This window comes from Ensifer adhaerens (genome assembly GCF_020035535.1).
GTDB lineage: Bacteria > Pseudomonadota > Alphaproteobacteria > Rhizobiales > Rhizobiaceae > Ensifer.
This window is the reverse complement of the sequence record NZ_CP083349.1, coordinates 2,335,929-2,356,902: the sequence shown is the minus strand read 5'-3', so window position 1 is coordinate 2,356,902 and position 20,974 is coordinate 2,335,929. Positions and strand designations below refer to the sequence as shown.

General features: G+C 63.4%; 19 protein-coding genes and 1 other RNA gene. 11 read left to right on the top strand and 9 right to left on the bottom strand.

Features of this window, described 5'->3' with window-relative positions:
• Window positions 1–57 precede the first annotated feature (57 nt).
• Both LAC81_RS11650 and LAC81_RS11645 read right to left on the bottom strand, forming a co-directional pair.
• Window positions 58–465, bottom strand: coding sequence for a carboxymuconolactone decarboxylase family protein (locus LAC81_RS11650; RefSeq protein ID WP_223724918.1), 408 nt, complete (start codon window positions 463–465; stop codon window positions 58–60).
• A 123-nt stretch (window positions 466–588) separates the two neighbouring features.
• Window positions 589–948 carry a hypothetical protein gene (locus tag LAC81_RS11645; RefSeq protein ID WP_223724917.1) on the bottom strand — a complete coding sequence of 120 codons (360 nt, stop codon included), beginning with the start codon at window positions 946–948 and terminating at the stop codon, window positions 589–591.
• A 120-nt stretch (window positions 949–1,068) separates the two neighbouring features.
• Between LAC81_RS11645 and LAC81_RS11640 the strand changes: the two genes are divergently transcribed.
• Entirely contained in the window at window positions 1,069–1,383 is a 315-nt protein-coding gene (locus tag LAC81_RS11640) for an EthD family reductase (RefSeq protein WP_113540684.1), read from the top strand.
• Between the two features lie 198 nt (window positions 1,384–1,581).
• Here LAC81_RS11640 and LAC81_RS11635 read toward each other — a convergent pair whose 3' ends face one another.
• Window positions 1,582–2,403 (bottom strand): cyclase family protein, encoded by an 822-nt coding sequence (locus LAC81_RS11635; protein WP_223724916.1) that lies wholly within the window; start codon window positions 2,401–2,403, stop codon window positions 1,582–1,584.
• Between the two features lie 5 nt (window positions 2,404–2,408).
• On the opposite strand from LAC81_RS11635, the gene LAC81_RS11630 reads away from it, so the two are divergent.
• The 3 genes from LAC81_RS11630 to LAC81_RS11620 are packed head-to-tail and all read left to right on the top strand — an operon-like array spanning window position 2,409 to window position 7,041.
• A complete protein-coding gene (locus tag LAC81_RS11630; protein WP_223724915.1) occupies window positions 2,409–2,750 on the top strand; it encodes a hypothetical protein in 342 nt (113 codons plus the stop codon).
• Window positions 2,723–3,907: an efflux RND transporter periplasmic adaptor subunit gene (locus tag LAC81_RS11625; protein ID WP_223724914.1), complete on the top strand. Its 1,185-nt coding sequence runs from the start codon at window positions 2,723–2,725 to the stop codon at window positions 3,905–3,907. Before LAC81_RS11630 ends, LAC81_RS11625 begins: the two co-directional genes overlap by 28 nt.
• Window positions 3,904–7,041: an efflux RND transporter permease subunit gene (locus tag LAC81_RS11620; protein WP_223724913.1), complete on the top strand. Its 3,138-nt coding sequence runs from the start codon at window positions 3,904–3,906 to the stop codon at window positions 7,039–7,041. Before LAC81_RS11625 ends, LAC81_RS11620 begins: the two co-directional genes overlap by 4 nt.
• Before the next feature lie 15 nt (window positions 7,042–7,056).
• On the opposite strand, the gene LAC81_RS11615 is transcribed toward LAC81_RS11620, so the two are convergent.
• Window positions 7,057–7,491, bottom strand: a complete 435-nt coding sequence (locus LAC81_RS11615) for a DUF1772 domain-containing protein (RefSeq protein WP_223724912.1) — start codon at window positions 7,489–7,491, stop codon at window positions 7,057–7,059.
• Window positions 7,492–7,651: 160 nt separating this feature from the next.
• The gene (tetR, locus tag LAC81_RS11610; protein ID WP_223724911.1) at window positions 7,652–8,269 is read right to left on the bottom strand and encodes a tetracycline resistance transcriptional repressor TetR; all 618 of its coding nucleotides are present in this window, start codon (window positions 8,267–8,269) and stop codon (window positions 7,652–7,654) included.
• Window positions 8,270–8,349: 80 nt separating this feature from the next.
• On the opposite strand from tetR, the gene tet reads away from it, so the two are divergent.
• The 4 genes from tet (at window position 8,350) to LAC81_RS11590 (ending at window position 16,960) form a co-directional block, all read left to right on the top strand.
• On the top strand, window positions 8,350–9,573 hold the full coding sequence (gene tet / locus LAC81_RS11605; RefSeq protein WP_223724910.1) for a Tet(A)/Tet(B)/Tet(C) family tetracycline efflux MFS transporter: 1,224 nt from the start codon (window positions 8,350–8,352) through the stop codon (window positions 9,571–9,573).
• A 202-nt stretch (window positions 9,574–9,775) separates the two neighbouring features.
• The gene (locus tag LAC81_RS11600) at window positions 9,776–11,182 is read left to right on the top strand and encodes an FAD-binding oxidoreductase (protein WP_223724909.1); all 1,407 of its coding nucleotides are present in this window, start codon (window positions 9,776–9,778) and stop codon (window positions 11,180–11,182) included.
• 343 nt (window positions 11,183–11,525) lie between these two features.
• Window positions 11,526–15,242: an AsmA-like C-terminal region-containing protein gene (locus LAC81_RS11595; RefSeq protein ID WP_419195824.1), complete on the top strand. Its 3,717-nt coding sequence runs from the start codon at window positions 11,526–11,528 to the stop codon at window positions 15,240–15,242.
• Window positions 15,243–15,625: 383 nt separating this feature from the next.
• Window positions 15,626–16,960 (top strand): TadE/TadG family type IV pilus assembly protein, encoded by a 1,335-nt coding sequence (locus tag LAC81_RS11590; RefSeq protein ID WP_223724907.1) that lies wholly within the window; start codon window positions 15,626–15,628, stop codon window positions 16,958–16,960.
• Between the two features lie 157 nt (window positions 16,961–17,117).
• Here the strand turns inward: LAC81_RS11590 and LAC81_RS11585 are convergent, their stop codons facing one another.
• The 4 genes from LAC81_RS11585 to ssrA all read right to left on the bottom strand — a co-directional run bounded on the left by LAC81_RS11585 (window position 17,118) and on the right by ssrA (window position 18,889).
• Window positions 17,118–17,348, bottom strand: a complete 231-nt coding sequence (locus tag LAC81_RS11585) for a ribbon-helix-helix domain-containing protein (protein WP_223724906.1) — start codon at window positions 17,346–17,348, stop codon at window positions 17,118–17,120.
• Window positions 17,349–17,545: 197 nt separating this feature from the next.
• Window positions 17,546–17,758 carry a DUF4169 family protein gene (locus LAC81_RS11580; protein ID WP_223724905.1) on the bottom strand — a complete coding sequence of 71 codons (213 nt, stop codon included), beginning with the start codon at window positions 17,756–17,758 and terminating at the stop codon, window positions 17,546–17,548.
• Window positions 17,759–17,881: 123 nt separating this feature from the next.
• Window positions 17,882–18,394: an SspB family protein gene (locus LAC81_RS11575; protein ID WP_223724904.1), complete on the bottom strand. Its 513-nt coding sequence runs from the start codon at window positions 18,392–18,394 to the stop codon at window positions 17,882–17,884.
• 135 nt (window positions 18,395–18,529) lie between these two features.
• Window positions 18,530–18,889, bottom strand: a transfer-messenger RNA (tmRNA) gene (gene ssrA / locus LAC81_RS11570).
• 146 nt (window positions 18,890–19,035) lie between these two features.
• Here ssrA and LAC81_RS11565 point away from each other — a divergent pair.
• The 3 genes from LAC81_RS11565 (at window position 19,036) to LAC81_RS11555 (ending at window position 20,971) form a co-directional block, all read left to right on the top strand.
• The gene (locus tag LAC81_RS11565; protein WP_223724903.1) at window positions 19,036–19,344 is read left to right on the top strand and encodes a DUF2853 family protein; all 309 of its coding nucleotides are present in this window, start codon (window positions 19,036–19,038) and stop codon (window positions 19,342–19,344) included.
• Window positions 19,345–19,440: 96 nt separating this feature from the next.
• The gene (locus tag LAC81_RS11560) at window positions 19,441–20,235 is read left to right on the top strand and encodes a thymidylate synthase (protein ID WP_223724902.1); all 795 of its coding nucleotides are present in this window, start codon (window positions 19,441–19,443) and stop codon (window positions 20,233–20,235) included.
• A 130-nt stretch (window positions 20,236–20,365) separates the two neighbouring features.
• On the top strand, window positions 20,366–20,971 hold the full coding sequence (locus LAC81_RS11555) for a glutathione S-transferase family protein (protein WP_223724901.1): 606 nt from the start codon (window positions 20,366–20,368) through the stop codon (window positions 20,969–20,971).
• Window positions 20,972–20,974 lie beyond the last annotated feature (3 nt).

Genomic DNA, 20,974 nt, shown 5'->3' with positions numbered 1-20,974 from the left:
CACCAAGCCTGTGGAAAGACAGGCGATTTCGAAACCGCTTATTCTTGGTCGCCCGATTTATTCTGTGGTTTTGTCGAAGACGGCATCGACCGGCACCTGCAGAGCGGTCGCAAGCTGGTTGGTGCGGGCGGCAAGCGAGATCACCCGAAGCAGATCCGCGTGCTGGGCATCGCTCATGCCCTTGGCCTTCGCGGCCGCCGTGTGGGAATGGGCGCAGTAGCCGCAGCCATTGGTGACGGAGACGGCAATGTAGAGCATCTCCTTCACCAGCGGATCGAGGGCCGAAGGTGTTGCCATCACAGCCTTGACGTCGCGCCAGGTCTGCTCCAGCAGCTCCGGATCGAAGGCGAGCCACAGCCACATGTTGTTGATGAAATCGGATTTGCGCGTGGCGCGGATGTCGTCGAACACGGCTTTGACGCGCGGGTCGGCTTCCGGGTTTTGGGGCGGGGTAACGGTGCTCATGGGTGTCCTTCACTGTTGTCGCCTGGTGGCGCACGCGGGCGGGCCGGTCGCTTGATGCGATGACGATAGCCAAGGTCGCAGCGATTGCCAGCGTTGCGTTTGGGGCAGCCGTCGTCGATGCGTTCAATTGGGGATTTCGTTGCAGGGTTGGTTGTTCGCGCCGAATGGTCCTGATGTAAACAGCACGCCTTTGCTCGAACCCTGATAGGCGTTGCCGTTCTGCGTGACGATGAAGACCCTGCGTCCGCAGAAGCCCGTCGGCCGTGCGGCAACCACGCGTGTCTGGCCGCTGGCGTCAGTGACGGTCTTGGGGTTGCAGGCCCCGTAAGGCGTGTCGGCCATGCGAATGGTTGCGGTCGAGGCGCGGCTGAGCGGTGTGGAACTACCCGGCGGGAACGTACCCGAAGCCGTGCCTGCAGCGGCCACGGCCGATTGCGTGATCTGAAAGTCTGCGGTGCCGTCGTCACCCGCTTCGAAAAGCACAGCGAAAACGACCTTGCGCTCGTCAAACGTGTTTCAGCCAAAACCTGGTTGTGCTCCATAGGTCGGTAACCTAGAAGTAGCTTCGGACGCTCGAAGCGGCGTTCAGGCAGGAGCCCGATCATGATCAAGATGAGCGTCTACTATCCGGCCGATGGCGGCTCGAAGTTCGACCACGACTACTACCGCACCACCCACATGCCCTTGCTCGAGGAGCGGCTCGGCGATGCCTGCCTGCGCTACGAGATCGACAGGGGCGTTGCCGGTCGCGAGCCTGGAAGCGCGCCACAGTTTGTCGCGGCGTGCCACGTCTACTCGCCGAGCCTCGAGACATTCCAGGAGGCGTTAGGTCCGCACCGCGCCGAGATCTCCGCGGATGTCGCCAACTATACGGACATCACGCCCATCGTTCAGATCAGTGAAGTCGTTGGAGGGTAGGGTGCCTTGGCGCGTCAGGCGTAGCCGTTGACCTTTCCGCGATCGGCGTCGTGCTGGCGCACCGTGATTCATGGTGACGCAGCCGGTGCGGAACTGGTCGACGATCGGCAACATGTGGTTGCCATGGAAGCGAAAACGACCTTGCTCCCGTCAAACTCGCTTCAGCCAAAACCTGGGTGTGCTCTATAGGTCCGTGACCTAGGCCAGCGCGAAGACGCGCGCCGGGCCGCCGGTGCCGCCGCGATGCTTCGGCGCGCCGAGAATGAGCGTCGCGCCCTTGGCCGGCAGCTTGTCGAGGTTGGCGGCAGCCTCAAGCCCCCAGCGCCCTTCGGGCAGCCATGCATAGTGGGTGGCGAAATCGGGCGAAGGGCCGTGATCGAGCGACAGCGTATCGACGGCGATGCCGGCCGCCTTGCTCTCTTCGATGAGATACTTCGCCGCTTCCACGTGGAAGCCCGGGAAATGCAGCTTGCCGCCGCCATCGGCATTGCGGAACTTGTCGGTGCCCATATGCGCGCTCCAGCCCGAAAGCATGGCGACGCAGGCATTTTCCGGGATCTCGCCATTGGCGGCGACCCAGGCCTTGAGATCGTCCGGCGTCACCTGAGCGTCCGCATCTGCTGCAGCCTTCGCGCGGATGTCGACGATCACGAGCGGCACGACGAGCTTGTCGACCGGCAGTTCGGCAACGGAAAGGCCATCGGCGGAAAAGTGCAGGGGCGCGTCGACATGGGTGCCGGTGTGTTCGTTCACCCTGAGCTCGAACATGTTGAACTTGTCCTTGGCGTAGTTGAACTTCTCCTCGCGGAAGAACTGCTGCTGGCCGAAGAAGGTCGGGAAATCCTCATGCAGTTCGTGGGTCAGGTCCGTGACGCTGCCATGTCCCTGGGCGAGCGCGGGAGGTGCTGCGCCGGTGCTCGCCACGGCGAGGCCGGCGGTTCCAATTGCAGCGGCTTTGAAGAAGCTGCGGCGCGAGAGCATGCGCTCCTTCACCGTTTCCATCACACAGGCATCGCACATCGTTCTTGCTCCCCTTCAAGAAACTGAAAAACCAGACGGCGAAACCGCTCGGCAAAAGCGGCCAGCGGTTGCAGGATAGCGCGGCCGAAGCCGCTGTAAATGCCGGCTTGCGCAGCAAAGTGAGATTCACGCCGAAAGCTGCGGCACAATTGCTCCGCGCGTCATCATGCCGCCAACAAATTCGCTTTTATTACAATTGCGTAATGATGGCATTCCGTCATTGCCCCGACGCGCGCGAACAGGGATACTCCGCGCAATCGGAACGAACCGCCGGACGTGCCGCGCTGGGGCGTGTTTTTTGCTTAATTTGGAGACTTGAATGCGGGTTTGGAAACAGCTTGCGGTGAGCGCCGCTGTGCTTCTCGTGGGCGCAACCGTCTGGGTGCGGTTCGTGCCCGGCGCAGGTGAAACGCTCGCCGCCATCGGCGTTTCTCACCCGCTGATCGATGCCTTGTCGAAGCCCACGACCGGCGGTGGCCAGGGTGGCGAGCGCGGCAACGGCCGCGGTCAGGGCGGCAATGCGGCAATTCTGGTGATGGTTCGTCCCTCGGCAACCTCCGTCGTCAACGACCGGCTGAATGCCATCGGCAACGGCGAGGCGATCCATTCCGTCACCGTGACGCCGACGGCGACCGGAAACCTCACCGAAATCCTCGTGAGCTCCGGCGAGAAGGTGGCCGAGAGCCAGGTGATCGCCCGGCTCGACAGCGACGACCAGAAGATCGCCGCCGACCAGGCGCGGCTGAACCGCGACAGCGCCCGTGAAAAGGTGGAGCGTTACCGTAATCTCAGCACCGCCCGCGCGGTGACGGCCGTGGACGTGCGCGACGCAGAAATCGCGATGCAGACCGCCGAACTGGCGCTGAAGACCGCCGAACTCGATCTCAAGCGCCGCGACATCGTAGCGCCTTCGAAGGGTGTGGTCGGTATCATCACCGTCAATGTCGGCGACTATGTCACCACCACGACGCCGATTGCCGTCGTCGACGACCGTTCGGAAATCCTCGTCGACTTCTGGGTGCCGGAGCGGTTCGCCAACAAGATCGTCGTCGGCCAGCCGGTTACCGCCTTTGCGATCGCCCAGCCGGGCAACCAGCTCGATGGCGTAATCCACGCGATCGACAACCGGCTCGACCAGGCAAGCCGGACGCTGCGTGTGCGCGCGCGACTGGAGAACCCCGAGGACAGGTTGAGGGCAGGCATGTCCTTCTCCGTCACCGTGGCCTTTGACGGCGACACCTATCCGACGGTCGATCCGCTGGCGATCCAGTGGAGCTCGGAAGGCTCCTATATCTGGCGCGTGACGGGCGACAAGAGCGAGAAGGTGCCGGTGAAGATCATCCAGCGCAACCCGGACAAGGTGCTGGTGGATGCGGCCCTTTCGGAAGGCGATGAGATCGTGACCGAGGGCGTGCAGCGCCTGCGTGACGGCGGCGAAGTCCGCATTGCCGGCCGCGAGCGCAAGCAGGATGCAGCGCAGAAGGTTGCGGAGGAAACCAAGTGAGCGGGGGCGAGGGGCACAGCAAGCCATCCGCCCGCGAGCGCGGCAAGACCGGCTTTACCGCACTCTTCATCCGCCGGCCGATCTTCGCGCTCGTCGTCAACACGCTGATCGTCGTGGCCGGCCTTGCGGCCTGGAACGGAATCGAGATTCGCGAGTTGCCGCAGGTCGACCAGCCGGTCATTTCGGTGACGACGACGCTCGATGGCGCAGCACCCGAGACGATGGACCGCGAGGTAACCTCGGTGGTCGAGGGTGCCGTCTCGCGCGTTCAGGGCATCCGCGACATCTCCTCGACGTCCTCCTTCGGCCGCAGCCGTGTGACGCTGCAGTTTTCCGACACCACCGATATCGGCCAGGCCTCCAACGACATTCGCGACGCGCTCGGCCGGGTGCGCAACCAGCTGCCCGACAATGTCGACGAGCCGAGCATCGTGAAGGCCGATGCCGATAGCCAGCCGATCATGCGCCTGGCGCTGACCTCCGACACGATGTCGATGGAAGACATGACGCTGCTCGTCGAAAACGAGATCAGCGACCGGCTGGCCGCCGTCGAAGGCGTGGCCGACGTCGCCGTCTATGGCGACCAGGAGAAGATCTTCCGCATCGATCTCGACCAGGCGAAGCTCGCCGGGCGCGGGGTGACGGTCGCCAATCTCAGGACCGCGCTCGCCAACGCCTCCTACGACGTTCCGGCCGGCAAGCTGACCAGCGCCAGCCAGGATATCTCGGTGCGCGCCACGGCCGATCTGCAGACGCCGGAACAGTTCGAAAACCTGATCCTCGTCAACAATGTGCGCCTGCGTGACGTCGCCACCGTGACGCTCGGCCCGGATACGGGCACGACGGCGTTGCGCTCCAACGGTCGCCAGGGCATCGGCCTCGGCATCATCCGCCAGGCGCAATCGAACACGGTCGATATTTCCGAGGGCGTGCGCAAGGTCGTCGACACCATCCAGACGCAGATCCTGCCCGAGGGGACGCAGCTTCGGATCACCAGCGACGATGCCGTCTTCATCAACGGCGCCATCCATGAGGTGGAGATCGCGCTTCTCGTCGCCGTCTTCATCGTGACGCTCGTCATCTACATGTTCCTGCTCGACTGGCGGGCGACGCTGATCCCGACGATCACCATGCCGATCGCGCTGATCGGAACGGTGGCGGCGATCTATCTCGCCGGTTTCTCGATCAACATCCTGACGCTGCTTGCGATCGTGCTTGCGACCGGTCTCGTCGTCGACGACGCGATCGTGGTGCTCGAAAACATCGTGCGGCGACGGGCCGAGGGCCTGGGGCCGCGGGCAGCCGCGGTGCACGGCACGCTTGAAGTGTTCTTCGCGGTGCTGGCGACGACGGCGACGCTTGCCGCCGTCTTCGTGCCGCTGTCGTTCCTGCCGGGGCAGACGGGCGGTCTCTTCCGCGAGTTTGGCTTCGTTCTCGCCTTTTCGATCCTGCTTTCCTCCTTCGTGTCGCTGACGCTCTGCCCGATGTTGGCCTCGCGCATGCTGACGAAGGAGAAGCACACAGTGCCGGGGCCGATGGCCCGGTTCGGCGCCCGCGCCGCCGGCTTCTACCGGGTGACGCTGCGGGCCTGCCTGAATTCGCCGCTGATCGTCTTCGTCGTTGCCGGCTTCTTCACGGCCATGGGCGCCGCCGGCTTCCTGACCCTGAAATCGGAGCTGACGCCGAGCGAAGACCGGTCGCAGGTGATGATGCGCATCAATGCGCCGCAGGGCGTCTCGCTCGAATACGCCCAATCGCAGATGCGCCGCATCGAAGACGGGCTGCAGCCGCTGGTCCAATCCGGCGAGATCGACAACATCTTCTCGATCTCCGGCCAGGGCGGTTCGGTCAACAGCGGCTTCATGGTGCTGACGCTCGCCTCCTGGGAAAAGCGTGACCGCACGCAGCAGGAGATCGTTGCCGAGATCAACAAGGTGACGGCGCGCATCCCCTCGGTCCGCGTCTTCGCCATGCAGCCGAACAGTTTGGGCATTCGCGGCGCCGGCAGCGGCCTGCAGGTGGCGCTCGTCGGCAACGACTACAACAAGCTCGGCGATGCGGCGGCGAAGCTCGTGCGCCAGATGGAAGATTCCGGTCGCTTCGAAAACGTCCGCCTCAACTATGAAGCCAACCAGGCGCAGCTTTCGATCACCATCGACCGCGAACGTGCGTCCGATATGGGTATCGACATCGGCGGCCTTGCCTGGGCACTGCAGGCCATGCTCGACGGCAACAGCGTCGTCGACGTCTATGTCGACGGCGAATCCTATCCGGTGAAGCTCCTGTCTTCGACCAACCCGGTCAACGACCCGACCGACCTCCAGAACATTTTCCTGAAGGCCGGCGACGGCAAGATCGTGCCGATGTCAACGATCGCCAGCGTCGAGGAGAAGGCGGTGGCGCCGCAGCTCTCGCGCGAATCGCAGCTTCGCGCCGTGTCGCTCTCGGCCGGGCTCAAGTCCGACCTCGCGCTCGGCGAGGCGCTGACCATGGTCGAGCAGATGGCCGAGCCGCTGCTGCCGGCGGGCTCACGCATCATGCCGCTCGCCGAAGCCGCAACGCTCAACGAAAACGCCAATGGCCTGTTCGTGACCTTCGGCTTTGCGATCGTCATCATCTTCCTGGTGCTGGCGGCGCAGTTCGAAAGCTTCGTCAGCGGGCTCATCATCATGTCGACGGTGCCGCTGGGGCTTGCCTGCGCGGTGTTCGCGATGATCATGACCGGCAATACGCTGAACATCTACAGCCAGATCGGCCTGGTCATGCTCGTCGGCATCATGGCGAAGAACGGCATTCTGATCGTGGAATTCGCCAACCAGCTGCGCGACCGCGGCCAGGACGTGCGTTCGGCGATCGAGAATGCCGCCAACATCCGGCTGCGTCCGGTCATGATGACGATGATCGCCACCATCGTCGGGGCGGTGCCGCTGGTGCTGGCAAGTGGTGCTGGCGCGGAAGCGCGCATCGCACTCGGCTGGGTGCTTGTCGGCGGCCTGGGGCTGGCGGTGATCGTCACGCTCTACCTGACGCCGGTCGCCTACCTGGTGATTGCGCGCTTTACCAAGCCGCATGCGGACGAAGAGCGCAAGCTGCACGAGGAAATGGAAGCGGCAGCGGCGCTGGAGACGCACTAGCCGGTCTCTTCGACGCTATATTTCGAGCCAGGCGGCAATGAGAAAGATCGTTGCCGCCAGCCCGCCGAGCGCGGTTCGCCCGGCATGGAGCCTGCCCCAGCGCTTGAGCAGGGTGCGGCTTTCTTCCCCGGCCTCATCTGGCCGCGTTGTCTCCAGCTTGCGATTGACCGGCATGACGAAGAGCAGCGTATAGGGCCAGTTCAGGATGATGATCGCTGCTCCCATGCCCCAGAGCACGTGGCCGGTCCTTCCCCAGGCAGCAGCGCCGAGCAGGCCCGAGATCAGGGCGAGTGTCGCCTGCATCTCGAAGGCGCGGCGGTAGGAAGGTACCCATTGCGCGAGGGCCGCGCGATCGTCGAGATGGAGCCTTGCGGGCTGCTCGACCAGATTGATGTAGACGGCGGCGCCGAAAAAGATCGACGCGGTGAGCAAAGCGGTGAGACCCAACATTGCCTCTCTCCTTCACCCCGACATGATAATCCAACGCCCGCAATTGAGCAGGTGGTTTCTTCCGTTTTGCCCTCATAGGTGGGCGCGGATCCTCCGGAACTGATTCCGGTTTCGGTGGCAGCGCCTTGAAACAGAATCGCTTTCTCGCCGGGTGGATCGCCTAGCGTTTGCGCCGTTGTGCCAGGCCTTCGACGATCGTGGTGAGGCCGTATTCGAAGCTGGCGTCGGGGCCGCTCTCGTCGAGTTCCCGCATCGCGGCGGCCAGAAGCGGCGCCGTCTCGTCAGATGCCGTTTCGCCGTCGGTCCTTCCTTCGGTTGCTTCCAATGCGGCCTGCTGTTCCAGGACCGAGCCGACGACATAGTGGCTGATCACGAGCAGGGCGGAAGCGGCTTCGGCCGGGGTGAAGCCTTGCGCATGCAGCAGGCGGATCTGCGCTTCGACGGATGCCATCTGCTGTGCGCTCGGCCGGGTGCCGGCATGAATGCGCGCCCCGTCGCGATAGGCAAGCAGGCTTCTTCGGAAGCTGCGGGCGTTGCACGTGAGGAATGCGCGCCAGTCCTCGTCCGGCTCTGGCACGGAGCGATCATGGTTCTCGGCCATCATCCCCTCGGCCAGCGCCCCAATCAGCGCCTGCTTGTTCTTGAAGTGCCAATAGAGCGCCGGTTGCTGCACGCCCAGCCGCTCGGCAAGCCGGCGGGTCGTCAGGCCGTCCAGCCCCACTTCGTTCAGCAGTGTCAGCGCGGCGCGCACCACCGTATCCCGTTGCAGCTTCGTCATCGTTGTCTCCATCCGTCGCTTGACAATTTATCATTGATAAGTTTCCTGTGCATTAATTTATCAATGATAAGGAATCGGTGATGGCCCTTGAAAAGACGGATGAGGCAGCCCCCTGTGCAGGCGACGGCACAAGGGCAGGGTGCAAGGCGCTGTGGGTGCTTTTTGCGGCGGTGGCGCTCGATGCATTCGGCATAGGCCTCGTCATGCCGGTGCTGCCGGGCCTCCTGCGCAACCTCACCCATGCCGATCAGGTCGCCGGGCACTACGGCGTCCTGGTCTCGCTCTATGCCGTGATGCAATTTGCCTTCGCGCCGGTGCTCGGCTTCCTCTCCGACCGATATGGTCGGCGGCCCGTTCTGCTCGTCTCGCTCGCCGGTGCGGCAATCGACTATGCGATCATGGCAACGGCGCCGACGCTCACGGTGCTCTATCTGGGGCGCATGATCGCCGGCATCACGGGAGCGACGGGCGCCGTTGCCGGTGCGGCCATTGCCGATACGACGGAAGGTGAGGCACGGGCGCGGCACTTCGGCACGCTCGGGGCCTGTTTCGGTGTCGGCATGATCGCCGGGCCGGTCGCGGGCGGTCTGCTCGGCTCCATCGGCTTGCACGCGCCCTTCGCCGCTGCGGCTGTCATGAACGGCTTCGGCTTTCTCTTCGCCTTGTTCTTCCTGGCGGAGAGCCGCAAAGATGGCCCGGCGAATGCGCCCGCAGGCGGGCTCAATCCCTTGGCAGGGCTGCGACAGACCCTGCACGGTCCGCTCCTCCTGCGGCTCGTAACCGTATTCTTCGTCATGCAGCTGGTCGGCCAGGTCCCGGCCGTGTTGTGGGTCATTTTCGGCGAGCACCGTTTCGGCTGGGACGCACGCATGACGGGCGTGTCGCTAGCCGCCTTCGGCCTGCTGCATGCCGTGGCGCAAGGCGTGATCGCCGGGCCGGCGGCGGCGCGGCTCGGCGAGCGACGTGCAGTTGAGCTCGGCATCGTGCTCGACAGTCTCGGTTACGGGCTGCTGGCGCTCGCCAGCGCAAGCTGGATGGTGCTGCCGATCATGCTGCTGCTTGCCGCCGGCGGCATCGGTTCGCCGGCCTTGCAGGCGCTCCTGTCTCGCGCCGTCGACGAGGAAGGGCAGGGCAGGTTGCAGGGGGCGTTGGCAAGCCTCACCAGCCTCGCGTCGATCGTCGGGCCGCTTCTCTTCATCGGCCTCTATTCGCTGACGCTCGCTTCCTGGGACGGCTGGGTGTGGATTGCCGGCATCGGGCTCTATCTTCTTTGCGTGCCGGCGCTGAGACGGTTGCCGCGCTGAATAGTCCGTTGTTTTCCACGCTGTCGTACAGTCTTGTGACACTCCGGTCTCACGTCAGGCGTTTTCCTGCGCTAGGCTCGCGACCAAGAGCGCGAGCGTCTGGACAAAGTGATTCCGATTTGCACAGTAGCGCCTTGAAATGACTGCGCTTCCGAAGCATCGCTTCGGCAGGGAGGCGCATGCAACAGGAAGGGCGTTTTCCGTGGCATTGAAGGCGATCAGAGCTGGCGAGAGAAACGAGGCCGGCATCACGGCGGCGAAGCAGGAACTGGCCGCCCGCTTCGGCGACCGGCTCCAGACAGGCGAGGCGATCCGCGCCCAACATGCCCACACCACCACATATATCCCGGCGCAGCTTCCCGATGCGGTGGTATTTGCCGAAAGCGCCGAAGACGTGCGCGAGATCGTCCGGATCGCCGCCCGGCACAAGGTGCCGCTGATCCCCTTCGGCACCGGCTCCTCGCTCGAGGGGCATATCAATGCGCCCAATGGCGGCATCTCGGTGGATCTCGCCCGCATGAACAAGGTGCTGGAGGTCAACGCTGAGGATCTCGACTGCCGGGTGGAACCCGGCATCACCCGTGAGGAACTCAATACCTATCTGCGCGACACGGGCCTGTTCTTCCCGATCGACCCCGGCGCCAATGCCTCGATCGGCGGCATGGCTTCGACGCGGGCTTCGGGCACCAATGCGGTACGCTACGGTACGATGAAGGACAATGTGCTGGCGCTGACGGTGGTGACATCAGACGGGCGCGAGATCCGCACCGCCCATCGGGCGCGCAAGTCATCCGCCGGCTACGACCTGACGCGGCTTTTCGTCGGCGCCGAAGGCACGCTCGGCATCATCACTTCGGTCACGCTCAGGCTGCAGGGCATCCCGGAGGTGATTTCCGGCGGCGTCTGCCCGTTCCCGACGATCGAAGACGCCTGCAACGCGGTGATCCTCACTATCCAGTCCGGCATTCCGGTGGCGCGCATCGAGCTTCTCGATGCCCTGCAGATGAAGGCCTGCAATGGCTATTCCGGCCTTTCCTATCAGGAGACGCCGACGCTCTTCGTCGAGTTTCACGGCAGTCCCGAGAGCGTCGAACTGCAGGCGCGCCAGTTTGGCGAAATCGCATCGGAGTTCGGCGCCAGCGATTTCCTCTGGACGACCAATCCGGAGGAGCGGGCGCGGCTCTGGAAGGCGCGGCACAATGCCTATTGGGCGCAGAAAAGCCTGATCCCGGGTGCGGCGATCCTGTCGACGGACGTCTGCGTGCCGATCTCACGGCTGGCGGAATGCGTGGTGGCGACCCAGGAGGACAGCGCCGCCCATGGTCTGACCGCGCCGATCGTCGGCCATGCGGGCGACGGGAACTTCCATGTCGGCCTGCTGTTTGACGACAAGGACGCGGCCGACGTGGCGCGCGCGGAGGCTTTCGTCGAGCGGCTGAATGCCCGGGCGCTCGAAATGGACGGGACCTGTACCGGCGAGCACGGCATCGGTCAGGGAAAGATGCCGTTTCTCGACGCAGAGCTTGGCGATGCGCTGGACCTGATGCGGCAGGTCAAACGCTCGCTCGATCCGGACAATATCTTCAACCCGGGCAAGATCTTCGCCTGAGGCGGAACCCCGTGTGGGGGCGTCAGCATTTGGCCCAATTTTTCGGGCAATGCGCCGGCGCCAAAGTGTGGTACTGCATAGTTCCGAAGTCGGAATCGACCCCGAACGAATTATGCGTCAAATGAGAGCGCCACTGTATGTCTCCTTGGATCGTTTCCGATTTGAGGACGAAACATGCGGGACTTCAAAATGCTGCAGCGACCTTTGCGCGCCTGATGGGGCGCGACGTTGCAGGCGCCAATCTCTGGCGCGCAAACTGACATGCGGCGCACATATGCGCCGATGAACTGGATGGAATGTAGGCACGGTGCTTTCGCGAATTTTGCTTGCTGTCGGTGGACTTGTGGTCGTTGCGCTTTTTGCGGCGCTGATCGCCCCGTGGTTCATTGACTGGACCGATTTTCGCAAGGAATTCGAACGCGAAGCCAGCCGCATCATGGGCAAGCCGGTCGTCGTTCATGGCAGCGTCGATGCGCGGCTGATCCCGTTCCCGACCGTGACGCTCAATGACGTGCGCGTCGGCAGCGAAGACGGCGAGCCGCTGATCCAGGTGGCGCAGTTTTCGATGAGCGCGGAACTGGCGCCGTTCCTCAGTGGCGAAGCGCTGATCTTCGACATGCGGCTCGACCGGCCCAAGGCCAAGGTACGACTGCTGCCGGACGGTACGCTCGACTGGGCGCGCGGTCGCCGCACCTCGATCCCGGCCAAGACCGTCGTGCTTGAAAACGTCGAGATCACCAATGGCCAGATCGAATTCATCGACGAGCAGACCGGCCGCACCCGCCGCGTAAGCGGGCTTGCTGCCGACGTTTCGGCCCGGACGCTTGCCGGCCCTTGGAAAGTGGAGGGGCGCGCGGCGCTCGACGGCGAAGCCGGCAGCTTCTCCTTCACCAGCAACGAGGTGGACGCAGCGGGTGCGCTGAGCCTCAAGGCACGGGTAACGCCCGACAAGCGCCCCTTCGGCGTCGAAACCGATGGTGCATTGAAGATCGTCGACTTCAAGCCGGTCTATAGCGGTCGCTTCACCCTGACCGAAAACCGGCAGGGCGAGGAGAAGGATGACACGCGGGCGCCGTTGCGCATCAATGGTGATTTCCAGCTAACCAACGAAAGCATCCGCGTTCCGGACTATCGTTTCGAGGTCGGCTCGTCGGAAGACCCCTATGTGGTGACCGGCGAGGCGACGCTCGATACCGGCAAGGACCAGAAATTCCTGCTGATCGCCGACGGCCAGCAGATCGACGTCAGCCGCATCGGCCCCAACCGCAACACCAAGACCGGCCGCGACCCGGCGATTTCCATGCGCCAGCGGCTGGAGGCGATGCTTGCCATTGCCGCCGACATTCCCATTCCGCAGGTGCCGGGCCGGGCGAGCCTGAAGCTGCCGGCGATCGTCGTCGGCGATACGACGGTGCGTGACGTGCGTATCGACGTGCAGCCCGACGGCGCCGGCTGGGTGATCGACAATGTCGTGGCGCTGCTGCCGGGGCGCACCCAGCTCGAAGCCAAGGGGCGGCTGAACCTCAAGGGGCAGCGGAGTTTCCGCGGCGACCTGCTGCTCGCCTCCAACCAGCCGTCGGGCCTGGCGAACTGGCTGGCGGGCTCGGTCGACCCGGCGATCCGCAAACTGAAGACTGCCGGCTTTTCTGCCACGGTGAACCTGACCGATACGCTGCAACAGTTCGAGAACCTCGAACTGGCGGCGGGCGAGGCGAGCCTCAAGGGCCGGCTGGAGCGGCAGTCCTTTGCCGAGCAGCAGCCGAACCTCTCGCTGCAGCTCAAGGGCAACCGCATCGATTTCGAGGCGCTTCAGGCGCTGACCGGACTGGTGGCGGGCGACGCTTCCACCGACACGCTGCTGCAGCACGCCATCGCCGCCGACCTTTCGGCCGACGAGTTCTCCGCCTTCGGCGAAGAGGCGCAGGACGTGCAGGCGGTGTTGACGCTGAAGAACGGCCAGCTTCAGGCCGAGCGTGTGGCGATCGGCTCGCTTGCCGGCGCCCAGCTCGCCTTTTCCGGCCGGGCAAGCGGCGATCTGGAAAAGCCCGTCGTCTCGGCCAAGATGAAACTTGCCGCCAAGAACCTGACGCCGTTCCTGGAAATGATCGGACGGCACGCGGTCAACCATCCCGCCCTTCGGCAGCTGATCAAGGCTGGTCCTTACTACAGCGACACGGCTTTTGACGTGACGCTGACGGCCGGCAACAAGGAAGGCAATGCGCCGGCGACTTTCGGCATTTTCGGTACGGCGAACGGCACCAAGATCGCCGCCAGCTATCAGGCGCCGGACATGGTGCAGGCGATGACCGGCAAGGCCATACTTCTCGAAGCGACGCTCGAAAACCCCGAAACCCGCCTTCTGCTTGGGCAGACCGGTTTCGATCCCTTGCCTTTTGATGCGGATGCCAACGGTATTCTCTCGGTCAAGCTGCAGAGCACCGAGGGTTCGAAGGCGAACGGTACGGTGACGTTCACGACCGAGAAGTCGTCGCTCGCCGCCAAGGGCAATGTCGATCTTTCGCGCGATCACTTCCTCGAAGGGCAGGCAAAGGTCACGCTCCAGACCCAGGATCTGGAACCCTATCTGCTCCTGCAGGGGGTGGCACTGCCGCAGATGGGGAGCGGCCTGCCGCTGACGATTTCGGCCGATGTTGCCGCAAGCCCGGAGGCGATCGCCCTGACAACGGTCGAGGGCAAGGCGGACAACAACAGCTTTACCGGCACACTGACGGTCGACCGCAAGGCGCCCGGTGCCGCCAGCGGCCAGCTCACCGTCGATACGCTCGATCTTGCCTGGCTGGGCGAGGCGATCTTGGGTCCGGTCGAGGATGCGAACGGCGCGTTTTCGAAAAGCGCTCTGGCGCAGCCGGCCTGGACGGGCCTCAACGTCGCGCTCGACGTGCAGGCCGGAAAGTTCTGGCCGGGCGTCTATGGCGCGGTTACGAGCTTTGCCAGCAAGATGGAATGGAAGGGTGACGAGCTTTCCCTGACGGACGCCACCGGCGATTGGCTGGGCGGCAAGCTTGCGGGCCGAGTGCAGGTCGGGAACGCCAACGGCTCCGGCTTCCTGCGCTCGCGCCTGGACGTCAAGGGTGGCGATCTGACCCAGGCGGGCTGGACCCATGCCGGCGCACCGGTGGCGACCGGAACTTTCGATCTCTCCGTCGCGCTCGAAGCATCCGGCGCGACACCGGAGGCGATGGCTCATTCGGCAAGCGGTTCCGGCACCGCGACCTTCAACGGCATGACCCTGAACGGCATCAACAGTGCGGCTCTGCCCCAACTGATTGCTGCGGCCGATGGCCAGAAGACGCAGATCTCGGCCGATAGCATCCGCAGCGTGGCGGAGGCGGCGGTTTTCTCGGGTCAATCGGTTGTCGGCGTCGTCAAGGCTCCGTTCAGTGTTGCCGGCGGCGTGCTGCGGGCGCAGAACGTGACCGCTGGCGACGGCAATGCCGCCTTGATGGGCGCTGCCGCCCTCGATCTTGCGGCCGGCCGGATCGATGGCGGCATCGACCTGACCTTCCGCCCCGGAGAGGAAGCGCTTTCCGGTACCGAACCGCGTGTGCGGATTGGCTATGCCGGCCTGCTGGAGGCGCCGGGCGTCAGCCTCGACGTTGCTGATCTCGCCAATTTCCTGTCGCTGCGCGCTTTTGAGCGCGAGCGTCGGCGGGTCGAGATCCTGCAGGCAAACGTATTGGAGAAGCAGCGGCTGCGCCGCGAAGTGGCGCTTTACAAGGCGAAGGCAGAAGCGCGGGAGATCGAACGGCGGCGTGCCGTTGCCGAAGAACGCCGGCGCGTCGCGGGGGCTGCGGAAGCGGCTCGGGTCAAGGCCGAACTGGAAGCGCGCGCCGAGGCCGAGCGCAAGGCCGAAGCCGAACGGCAGGCCGAGGCTGCGCGCCGGGCACAGCAGGGGCCGGCAAGCGTGCGCGGTGCCGGTCAGGAACAGCAGCCGGTCCTGCCGCCGAGCGGGGCGGACGACGCCCAGGGTGGCAGCACCGGGCGTGCCCCCAGCCAGAAGCTCGATTTCGATGTGTTGCCGGACGTCCGGGTGCAATAACCGACGCTCGGATCGTAACAGATCGGCGCGCCCCGCAACCGCCTTCCGCGCGTTGAGTCCGTACAACAGCCGCGCCTGCACAATCCGCGTAAGTAGCGGGCCCCCACATGACTGGAAGTGCGCCAATTTTGGGGTATCGGCAATAGTGCCGGATTTCGCTGGGGATTAACGCTCTCGCAGCGCGGGTTCAGAAAAAGTTTAGCAATTTCTGAAGTCATTTCTCCACGATTGATCACTAAATTAGCAATCTGTTTTGGAGCGCAGGGAGGGACGCGGCCAGCTGGTCGCATTTCGCTCCAACTCATTGGAATCGATGACGCCTTTTGCTTTGGAGCCGTGTGGCTCCGAAGTCGTCGTGATCTGTTGAGGGGCAACGAAGCAAGATGCGCAGCAATCTGAAGAACAATCTCATCCGCATCCTTAAGGATGAAACCGGCAATTTTGCCGTCCTGACAGCTCTGGTGATGGTGCCGTTGCTTACGGGAGCTTCCATCGCCATCAATCTCGCCCGGATCAATCTCGAGTCCGCCAAGATGCAGGATGCACTCGATGCTGCTGCATTTTCCGCGGTCAAGTCCTATGGCGAAGGCGGGGATGCGGCCGCGGCGAAGGACCTCGCGAACAACACCTTCTTCGCCAATTTCGGGGTGCCGGACACCGTCGAAGAGCTCGGGTCGGGGAGCTCGGCGCCGGTGGCGACCCAGGCAATCAAGGTCGCTTTCGGGGCACTCGGCATGGAGAGCACCGCAACGGCGACCTATCAGCTCAAATACGCGCCGCTCTTCTTCGGTCTTCAGCCCTATACGATCGATCGCGTCAGCGTCGCTGCGCGCATGCCGGGGCGGGAAGCGTGCATTCTGGCGCTTCATCCGACCGCAAGCCGGGCGTTCGAAGTGAGCGGCAGCGCCACCGTCGATACGTCCGGCTGTACGATCACGTCGGACTCGAACGATGCACAGTCGATCTATCTCAGCGGATCTGCGACCTTGAAGGCCGAGTGTCTGTATGCGACCGGCAAGGTGTCGGCGACGCTTGCCCATCTCCAGCTCGCCTGCGACAAGGCGGTGGAAGACGTTCCGCCGATCCCGGACCCGTTCTCGTCCAAGAAAATGCCGACGACGGGGAGCTGGGTGAACCTTGCGGGGTGCGGGCAGAATTTCGTCGCCGGCGGTGGCGGCAACGGCAATTGCAACGGCACGAGCAAAACGCCGAACAACGCACCCGCCAACTACACTGTCGAGCTGAAGCCCGGCACCTACGGCGGCTTGGAGATCAAGGGCAAGGTTCTGCTGCGGCCGGGTTCCTACATCATCGATGGCGGTACCCTGAAACTCGCCAGTCAGTCGGTGCTGACGGGTGAGGGCGTTACATTCTTCCTGATGAACGGTGCCCAGCTCGACATTCACGGCGGCTCGACCTTCAAGATCACGCCATCCCAGACTGGGGACTGGGCAGGCTTCTCGATCGTTGCCGCCAGGAACAATACGGCGACGGCGACGATCAACGGCAACAGCGCCTCGTCGCTTGCGGGCATCATCTACATGCCGGCATCGCGTGAGATCCAGTATGCCGGCAGTGGTACCACCGGCGGCGAATGCGTGCGCATCGTCGCGCAGGAGATCACCATGATCGGCAACAGCAGCTTCAAGCTGGATTGCAAGGCAGCGCTTGCGAACAACACCATCAACAATCCGGGTGCAATCCGTCTGGTCAGATAACAAAAAACAATCAGGCGGCTGGGGGCAGCGCGGGGCGACGCTCTGAGGGTGTTGTGTCGCCAGGCATCAACGAATGCTTTGCGTTGCGCGTGAAAGCCCGGCTGCCCTGCGGCCGGGCTTTCCTTATGTCGGGACCTCTTGCCGTACGGCGGCGGCGTCACGCCTCGCCGGGAGACGCCGGGGGCGATTTCAGCCACTCGAGCACGTAGACACGCAGCGCCGAGGAGAGATTGCTGTCGGGTGTGCGTTGGTCGTCGATTTCGGCGATAAGCTGCGCAAGCGGCATCGCCCTCATCTCGGCGATTGCCTTCAGTTCCTGCCAGAATGCGTCCTCGAGCGAGAAGCTGGTGCGGTGGCCGTGGAGCGTTGCGGAATGCTTACGGATCATTGTCCGGTCTCTGGATCAAAATGACTTTGGGACGGGGCGCCCCATAAAGTGCGATCGATTGTAATAATCTGGAGCGGGATGCCGGCAGAAAATCGCGCGCAGCGGCGCTGCGAGATCGCTTCAACTTCCTGGCAATTCGATTCGGAAAGCGGTCGCAAGTCCTTGCTCCGGAATCGATTTTGTACGGGGAGGGCGGCTCAGTCCTTGCTGTCGCCGCCTTCGTCCTTGGCGGGCCGTTCGAGGCGGCCCTGGTCGAGGCGGTCCTCCGCCTTGTCGTTCAGCGCCTTCGTCAGGGACTTTTCAGCCTTGGTGCGGCCGAAGGAGATGCGGTTCTGTTCGGCCTGCTTTTCCTTGTCCGTGCGCTCGCGGCGCTTGCGGAACTGGCGCAGATTGACGACGTCGCCGGTCATGATCCGATGCTCCTTCAGCGCTTACGCGTCTTCAACGCACTCGGTCGCTGTAGCACTGCGCGTGGCCGCATGATCCCGCTCCCCCGTCGGCTGCGACGAGAGGAGGCATGCAGCCGGTGGTGATCAGTTCTTCTTGCGGAAGGAATCGAGCGAAACGACGGAGCCGCCACCGTTCTTCGGTTCGGTGGGCTTGTCGTCCTTGGCCGAGGCTTCGCCGTTTTCTTCCGGAGCCGGATAAGCGGTGATTTCGGCCGATTCCACTTCCTCTTCCTCGCCGGCGGCGACATCGAATTCCAGCTCGAAATTCACCGAGGGATCGTAGAAACCGCGGATGGCGTTGAACGGGATGACCAGGCGTTCCGGCGTGTCGGAGAAGGACAGGCCGATCTCGAAGCCGACGTCAGTCACCTTCAGTTCCCAGAACTGGTGCTGGACGACGATGGTCATCTGCTCGGGATACTTGGCTTTCAGGTGCTGCGAGATACGTACGCCCGGCGCGCCGGTCAGGAAAGTGATGAAGAAGTGGTGCTCGCCGGGCAGGTGGCCGGTCGTCGCGACCTCGGTCAGGACCTTCCGGATGACGCTGCGGAGCGCGTCCTGTGCCAGAATGTCGTAGCGGATGTGGTCCTGGCCCATGAGTGTCCCGTCTTTCCTCGAACTCAATCTTACTGCTTTGCTGCCGGCTACCCTGCCGTCGACTTTTCATTGCCCGTCCACAGGGGACGAGTCAATTATTTGAGCATCTATAGACCATTTCGAGGCGGGGGAGAAGGTGAAGGCTTCTGTTGCCAGGTGCCTTCGGACCCCGCCTTACGGTGCTACCCGGAAGGACTTGATTTGAAGTGTCGCACCGCCGTTAGGCAGCGAGACGTGCTTCAGCATAGTTGTCGTTTGCAACTATAAGTTTAGCCCGATAACGGTGGTACAATGCCGAGCAAAAAGTCGATCTTTACGCCCTTGTCGATCCTATTTCGCCCCCATCAAAAGCCGATCGGTCAATGATCGGCTTTTGGTGGAGGCGCCGGGTACCGCCCCCGGGTCCAATGGGTTTATTTCATCGCCCGTTTATTGCCATAGCCGCCCGAAGACGGCACGGTTCATATAGGTCTTTCCGGTCGCCAAGAAAAGGGGGATGTGGCGGATATATGACTTTGTCCCGCACCGTGCGGGTGTCGAACTGCCTTGACTTGCCCGACATCCATGAAAAACTCCCGCTGCTGCCACGCGGCCGCCACCTGCGGCCGCAATTTCGAAAAGCAAAGCAAGCTGGAGGCCTCATGACGGACTACCTCGCAGATGTGCAGAAATACGACAGCGGCGCCGACGAAGCGATCGTGAACAAGATCGTGCGTCACCTTGGCATTGCCCTTCGCAACCGGGACTCTTCGCTCGTTTCGGCGACGGATCCGAAGGAGCTCGACCGGGTCAAGGAAAAATGGTGCGAAAAGAAGCTGGGCATCAGCGGCGCCGATGCGGATACGGCGATCGCAGCGACCGTCAAGGCGATGTCGGCCGATCGCTCCAAGTCGCGCGTCACCTTCTATTACTTGGTGGCCAAGAACCTCGGGAAGCTGCAGGCGCTGTAGCTGCGCCGATTTATCCGGGATAATCACCCGGAGGTCATTGGTTCGCCGCCGGCTTCGTCCTAAATTTGGGTCATTACGAATCGGCGGCGCCAGACCATGCAGCAATATCTCGACCTTCTCGACCATGTGATGACCAACGGAACCGACCGGGGCGACCGGACGGGAACGGGCACGCGCTCGGTCTTCGGCCACCAGATGCGCTTCGATCTCTTCGAGGGCTTCCCGGTGCTGACGACGAAGAAGCTGCACCTGCGCTCGATCATCCATGAGCTGCTGTGGTTCATGAAGGGCGATACCAATATCCGCTACCTCAAGGAAAACGGCGTCACCATCTGGGACGAGTGGGCCGACGAGAATGGTGACCTCGGCCCGGTCTACGGCTATCAGTGGCGCTCCTGGCCGGCGCCGGACGGACGCCATATCGACCAGATCGCCGGCCTCGTCGAAAGCCTCAAGACCAACCCGAATTCGCGCCGTCACATCGTTTCGGCCTGGAACCCGGCGCTGGTGGACGAGATGGCGCTGCCGCCATGCCACTGCCTGTTTCAGTTCTACGTGGCGGACGGCAAGCTCTCCTGCCAGCTTTACCAGCGCTCCGCCGATATCTTTCTCGGCGTGCCATTCAACATCGCGTCCTACGCGCTTTTGACGATGATGGTGGCGCAGGTGGCCGGCCTCAAGCTCGGTGATTTCGTGCACACGCTCGGCGACGCGCATATCTATCACAATCATTTCGACCAGGCCCGGTTGCAGCTGACCCGCACGCCGAAGGGGCTGCCGCGAATGGAAATCAATCCTGACGTGAAGGACCTGTTTTCTTTCCGCTTCGAAGACTTTACGCTCGTTGGCTACGAAGCTGATTCAACCATCAAGGCGCCGATCGCCGTCTAGGCACCGGACGAGGCGGGTATCGTCTGCCGGAAGATGCCGTCGCCGAGGTTCTGCTGGTGCTGCCGCAAGGCTGACTGCCAGGGTTGCAACGGGCAGGGACCGGGGAGGGTTTGTCCTCCAGGGAGGTATGATGCTCACATTGATCCATGCGCCCTTGTCGCGGTCGTCTCGCATCGTCTGGCTGCTTGAGGAGCTGGGCGCCGAATACGAGATCCGTTATGTCTCGATCCGCCGTCGGGACGGCTCAGGCGCCCCCGACGATGACAACCCGCATCCGCACAAACAGGTGCCGGCGCTGCTGCACAATGGCGCGGTGATCTGGGAAACGGTGGCGGTCGTGCAGTATCTCACCGATCTCCATCCCGATTGCAGCCTCGGCCGCCCTCCGGGCCACAAGGAACGCGGCGCCTATCTTTCCTGGCTTGCCTATTATGCAGGGGTGATCGAGCCGACGGCGTTCGCCCATATCTCCGGTGCCACCATCAACAATCCGGCGCAGGCGCAGCTTTATAGCGAAATGTGCGCGCATGTGATCAACGTGCTCACCCGCCAGACCTATCTGCTCGGCGAGACGATCTGCGCGGCCGACCTGCTGCTTGCCAGCGCGCTGCAATGGATGCGCAAGATCCTGCCGGAGAGCTCGGTGATCGATCGCTACATCCGCGTGGTAACGGACCGGCCGGCCCATGATCGGGCAAGGGAAATCGACAGCAAACCGCAAGGTTTCCACGACTGAAAA